This window comes from Pseudomonas sp. ACM7 (genome assembly GCF_004136015.1).
In the GTDB taxonomy this organism is placed as follows: Bacteria; Pseudomonadota; Gammaproteobacteria; order Pseudomonadales; family Pseudomonadaceae; genus Aquipseudomonas; species Aquipseudomonas frigoris.
In genome coordinates this window covers 3,367,178-3,372,460 of sequence record NZ_CP024866.1, presented here as the reverse complement: position 1 = coordinate 3,372,460, position 5,283 = coordinate 3,367,178, and the positions used below count along the sequence as shown (strand labels likewise).

The 5,283-nt window shown below is 55.3% G+C and carries 5 protein-coding genes; 3 read left to right on the top strand and 2 right to left on the bottom strand.

Annotated features, from left to right (window positions below; genetic code table 11):
- Positions 1-484: 484 nt before the first annotated feature.
- On the bottom strand, positions 485-1,684 hold the full coding sequence (gene tyrS / locus CUN63_RS15825) for a tyrosine--tRNA ligase (RefSeq protein ID WP_129440749.1): 1,200 nt from the start codon (positions 1,682-1,684) through the stop codon (positions 485-487).
- Between the two features lie 212 nt (positions 1,685-1,896).
- On the opposite strand from tyrS, the gene CUN63_RS15815 reads away from it, so the two are divergent.
- Positions 1,897-3,321 carry a peptidoglycan DD-metalloendopeptidase family protein gene (locus tag CUN63_RS15815; protein ID WP_123368685.1) on the top strand — a complete coding sequence of 475 codons (1,425 nt, stop codon included), beginning with the start codon at positions 1,897-1,899 and terminating at the stop codon, positions 3,319-3,321.
- A 3-nt stretch (positions 3,322-3,324) separates the two neighbouring features.
- Positions 3,325-4,416: an anhydro-N-acetylmuramic acid kinase gene (locus tag CUN63_RS15810; RefSeq protein ID WP_129440748.1), complete on the top strand. Its 1,092-nt coding sequence runs from the start codon at positions 3,325-3,327 to the stop codon at positions 4,414-4,416.
- An 80-nt stretch (positions 4,417-4,496) separates the two neighbouring features.
- Here CUN63_RS15810 and erpA read toward each other — a convergent pair whose 3' ends face one another.
- Positions 4,497-4,847, bottom strand: coding sequence for an iron-sulfur cluster insertion protein ErpA (gene erpA, locus CUN63_RS15805; RefSeq protein ID WP_007947969.1), 351 nt, complete (start codon positions 4,845-4,847; stop codon positions 4,497-4,499).
- 225 nt (positions 4,848-5,072) lie between these two features.
- Here erpA and CUN63_RS15800 point away from each other — a divergent pair.
- Positions 5,073-5,283, top strand: a 211-nt coding sequence (locus tag CUN63_RS15800) for a transposase domain-containing protein (protein WP_178082704.1), incomplete at its 3' end; no start/stop codon positions are given.

The following is a 5,283-nucleotide window of genomic DNA, read 5'->3' as shown; positions in this document are numbered from 1 at the left end:
GAGTGAGTAACTTGTGATGCTGATAATCTTGTTGACTATCAGTCTGACTCCACAAGCACCCACACGAATTGCTTGATTCAGTTGTTAAAGAGCGGTTGGTTAAGATCTTTCGTCTCAACCGAGGCGCGCATTCTACAGCAGCCTCTGTTGCTGTCAAGCGGTTATTTTTCGAAGTTTTCAAAGTTTCCTTTGCAACTTCAACCACTTGCGCTTGCGATCTCTCGTTAGCGGGAGGCGAATTCTACAGCGTTACTCGCTGCTGTCAACACCTCTTTTACACCGCTGTCGACCGAGAAGATCGAATCGTCAAAAGAGCCAAACCACCCCGCTCTTTCAACTCCTTCTGGGCTTCGATGACCTGAAGCAACTCGCTGTCGAAAACTGCGTAACTCATTGTTTACCAAGGAGTTTTCCGTTTCGACTGCGCCGGAAGTGGGGCGAATTATAGACTTCCAGAATCTGCCGTCAACACCTAATTTGAGCTTTATTCGGATTTGAGCGTAATACGTGCAAATGCCTTCTTCCCGGCCTGGCAAACATGGGTCGCGCCCAGTACGTATATAAAGGTGCGATCGACAACCTCACCATCTATACGCACACCACCAGAACCTAGAAGGTCCCGCGCGACTGCCGAGTTCTTGACCAGACCTGCCTTATTAAGGACAGCCGCAATCGGCATGTCTTCAGTAGCAGTCAATTCAATCTCTGGCAGATCGTCCGGTAGCTCGCCTTCCTTCATACGGTTACCCGCCGCACGGTGAGCATTGGCTGCAGCCTCTTCACCATGGAAACGCGCAACGATTTCTTCGGCCAGCTTGATCTTGATATCACGCGGATTGGCACCCGCCTCGACATCAGCACGGTATGCATTGATCTCATCCATGGAGCGGAAACTGAGCAATTCGAAGTAGCGCCACATCAGCGCATCCGGAATGGAAACCAGTTTGCCGTACATCACACCCGGCGCTTCCTGAATACCCACGTAGTTGCCCAAGGACTTGGACATCTTCTTCACGCCATCCAGACCTTCGAGCAGCGGCATGGTCAGAATGCACTGGGCCTCTTGACCATATCCACGCTGCAGTTCACGCCCCATCAACAGGTTGAACTTCTGATCGGTACCACCCAGCTCGACATCCGCGCGCAATGCGACCGAGTCATACCCCTGAACCAACGGATAGAGGAACTCATGAATGGCGATTGGCTGATTGGTGGTATAGCGCTTATAGAAGTCGTCGCGCTCGAGCATGCGAGCCACGGTGTACTGCGAAGTCAGGCGAATGAAATCGGCCGGCCCCATCTGATCCATCCAGGTGGAGTTGAACGCAACTTCGGTTTTCGCCGGATCAAGAATCTTGAAAACCTGGGTCTTGTAGGTCTCGGCATTCTCGAGAACCTGCTCGCGGGTAAGAGGAGGACGTGTCGCACTCTTTCCGCTCGGATCGCCGATCATCCCGGTGAAGTCACCTATAAGGAAGATCACCTGATGCCCCAGCTCCTGGAACTGGCGCAGCTTATTAATAAGGACGGTATGACCCAGGTGCAAATCCGGCGCGGTCGGATCGAAGCCTGCCTTAATACGTAGCGGCTGGCCACGCTTGAGCTTTTCGATCAGCTCGGACTCGACCAACAGTTCTTCCGCACCACGTTTAATCAGCGCTAGCTGCTCTTCAACCGACTTCATAACAGACCCGCAAGGCTCGAATTCAAAGGGAACCAACCATACAAGATCGCGCGTCAAATACAAGTTCTGCCCGGCGCACGGATGCCAATCCACGGACACAGCGTTCGCGGACTTGCTTCAGAGATGATTTGGTTATATTTTATACAGTTATTTCATCTTCATCATGTCATTCATCTTTTCCAATTCATCTTTTTCAAAGTCAAAAATCACCTATGACCAAAGAATCGTCTAAAGCGCCGCCGCTTTACCCGAAGACCCACCTGCTCGCAGCAAGTGGCATCGCCGCCCTTCTGAGCCTGGCGCTTTTGGTATTTCCTTCCAGTGATGTTGAAGCCAAAAAGACGACCCTGAGTCTTGAACTGGAAAGCCCTGCCGAACAACTGACACAAGATCAAGACGCTGCCGAGGCCGTCCAGGCCACAAATGAGCCAGCAGCTTCCCCTTTCGCTCAGATCGAAAACAGCGCCGAAGAACCCCAGGAAACCGCTCAGGCCGCGCCCGCGCCGGCGCCTGTGATCGAAGAAAAAAAGTCTCCAAACCACAGGGAAGTGATCGTGTCCAAAGGCGATACACTCTCCACACTGTTCGAGAAAGTCGGCCTTCCAGCAGCTTCAGTGCATGAGGTGCTGGCCAGTGACAAGCAGGCCAAGCAGTTCAGCCAACTCAAACACGGCCAGAAACTTGAATTCGAACTGAGCCCCGATGGCCAGCTGACCAATCTGCACAGCAAGGTCAGCGATGTCGAAAGCATCACCCTGACCAAGAATGACAAGGGTTATGCATTCAACCGCATTACCGCCAAGCCGACCGTGCGCTCTGCCTACGTTCATGGTGTGATCAACAGTTCGCTGTCGCAGTCCGCTGCACGCGCCGGTTTGTCCCACAGCCTGACCATGGACATGGCCAGCGTGTTTGGCTATGACGTCGACTTCGCCCAGGATATTCGCCAGGGTGATGAGTTCGATGTCATATACGAACAAAAAGTCGTCAACGGCAAGGCCGTCGGCAATGGCCCAATCCTTTCCGCTCGCTTCACTAACCGCGGCAAGACCTACACCGCCGTGCGTTACACCAATAAACAAGGCAACAGCAGCTACTACACTGCTGACGGCAACAGCATGCGCAAGGCGTTTATCCGTACCCCGGTAGACTTCGCCCGTATCAGCTCGAAATTCTCGATGGGCCGCAAGCACCCGATCCTGAACAAGATCCGCGCTCACAAAGGCGTCGACTATGCAGCGCCGCGTGGCACTCCAATCAAGGCAGCCGGTGACGGCAAAGTGTTGTTGGCCGGTCGCCGTGGCGGCTACGGCAATACCGTGATCATCCAGCACGGCAACACCTACCGTACGCTTTACGGCCACATGCAGGGCTTTGCCAAAGGCGTGCAGACTGGCAGTAGCGTCAAACAAGGCCAGGTGATCGGCTACATCGGCACCACCGGACTTTCCACCGGACCGCATTTGCATTACGAGTTCCAGGTCAATGGCGTGCACGTCGACCCACTAGGCCAAAAGGTAGCGATGGCCGATCCGATCTCCAAGGCTGAACGCGCACGTTTCCTCGCCCAGAGCCAACCGCTGATGGCGCGCATGGATCAAGAAAAATCCACGCAGCTAGCTTCGAGCAAGCGCTAAGCCATGACGCTCTATATAGGTGTGATGTCCGGGACCAGCCTCGATGGCCTGGACATTGCGCTGGTCGAGCTGGCCCCGGCGATCAAACTGATCGCCACGCACTACACCCCAATGCCTGACTCCCTGCGCACCGAGCTGCTTGGCTTGTGCGCCAGCGGCCCGGACGAGATTGCCCGCTCCGCCATCGCTCAGCAAAACTGGGTGAAATTGGCAGCACAAGGCATTCATACCCTCCTCGACCAACAAAACCTGAACCCCGAAGACATTCGCGCGATTGGCAGCCACGGCCAGACCATTCGCCACGAACCGGCGCGTGGCTTCACCGTGCAGATCGGCAATCCCGCCCTTCTGACCGAGTTGACCAGCATCACCGTGGTCAGCGACTTCCGCAGCCGCGATGTTGCGGCTGGCGGACAAGGTGCCCCACTGGTCCCAGCCTTTCACGAAGCGTTGTTTGAAGAGCGCGCAGGCAATCGCGCGGTATTGAACGTTGGCGGTTTCAGCAACCTCAGCCTGATTGAACCTGGCAAGCCTGTTGCGGGTTTCGACTGTGGCCCGGGCAATGTCTTGCTGGATGCGTGGATTCACCAGCAACACGGCGACAACTTTGATCGCGATGGCCAATGGGCTGCCAGCGGCAAGGTCGAACCGGTTCTGCTGAACGAACTGCTGAGTGATCCATTTTTCGTGACCAAAGGCCCAAAGAGCACCGGCCGCGAAGTGTTCAACCTGCCATGGCTGACACAGCATCTATCGAAACTGTCGACCTTCGCCGCCGAAGACGTGCAGGCAACCCTGCTCGAACTGACCGCCCTGACCATCGTCGAGTCACTGCAAAGCGCTCAATCAGATACCCAGGAACTGTTGGTCTGCGGCGGCGGCGCCCACAACGCCACGCTGATGAGCCGCTTGGCCAGCTTGCTGCCGAACACCAAGGTCAGCAGCACCGCGGCTTACGGTGTAGACCCCGACTGGGTCGAAGCCATGGCCTTCGCCTGGCTGGCCCATTGCTGCCTTGAAGGCATCGCTGCCAATCGCCCTAGCGTCACCGGCGCCCGTGGCCTGCGCGTACTCGGCGCCATTTACCCTGCCTGACTAGCCATACCGAATCCCAGACAACAAAACGCCGCAGAGCCCTGAGGCCATGCGGCGCTTGGTGATGCGGTAGATTACGATCAGATCGAGAACGAAGAGCCGCAGCCACACGTGGTGCTGGCGTTCGGATTCTTGATCACGAAGCGCGAACCTTCCAGACCTTCCTGATAATCCACCTCGGCACCTGCCAGGTACTGGAAGCTCATCGGATCAACGACCAGGCTCACCCCTTCGCGCTCGACAATGGTGTCGTCATCGGCCACTTCTTCATCGAAGGTGAAGCCGTACTGAAAACCTGAACAACCGCCGCCCGTAACGAATACGCGCAGCTTCAAGCGATCATTCCCCTCTTCATCGACTAGGCTCTTCACCTTGTGCGCGGCACCGTGGGTGAATTGCAAAGCCGTGGGGGTGAAGGATTCGACGCTCATGCTAACTATCTCCCGGCGTTACGCCGCCATAATGCGTGATGACGCGCATTATCCGCTTCTCCTAGAAAATCGGTCAACTATTGTTACGGTATATCAATAAACCCGATTGCCGGCTCGAAATGTAAAAAAAGGCCCGTCAGACGGCAATGCTGTTCACTTAAGGATTGTTGACTAATCCTCAGGCAGCAGGAAAATCCGGAATCTGATAAGGATTCCGGATTTTTTATGTCTGTTGCTCAGGATTTAAGCGCGGTTTTGGATTTTGCTGAGCAACCGCTCTCTCGCCTTGAGGTGTTCACCGATCATATTCCTCATGATTGGATTACCGCGGCGGCCGCTCTGGCGGATAAAGCCACGATCCGACGTCGGCGCTTGCCTTCGGACGTAGTCCTTTGGCTGGTAGTCGGGATGGCACTTTTCAGAGGTGAGCCAATAG

Coding starts and splice junctions, on each gene's coding strand:
- tyrS (WP_129440749.1), bottom strand. CDS start 1,684: ATGAAGTCGGTTGAAGAGCAGCTAGCGCTGATTAAACGTGGTGCGGAA.
- CUN63_RS15815 (WP_123368685.1), top strand. CDS start 1,897: ATGACCAAAGAATCGTCTAAAGCGCCGCCGCTTTACCCGAAGACCCAC.
- CUN63_RS15810 (WP_129440748.1), top strand. CDS start 3,325: ATGACGCTCTATATAGGTGTGATGTCCGGGACCAGCCTCGATGGCCTG.
- erpA (WP_007947969.1), bottom strand. CDS start 4,847: ATGAGCGTCGAATCCTTCACCCCCACGGCTTTGCAATTCACCCACGGT.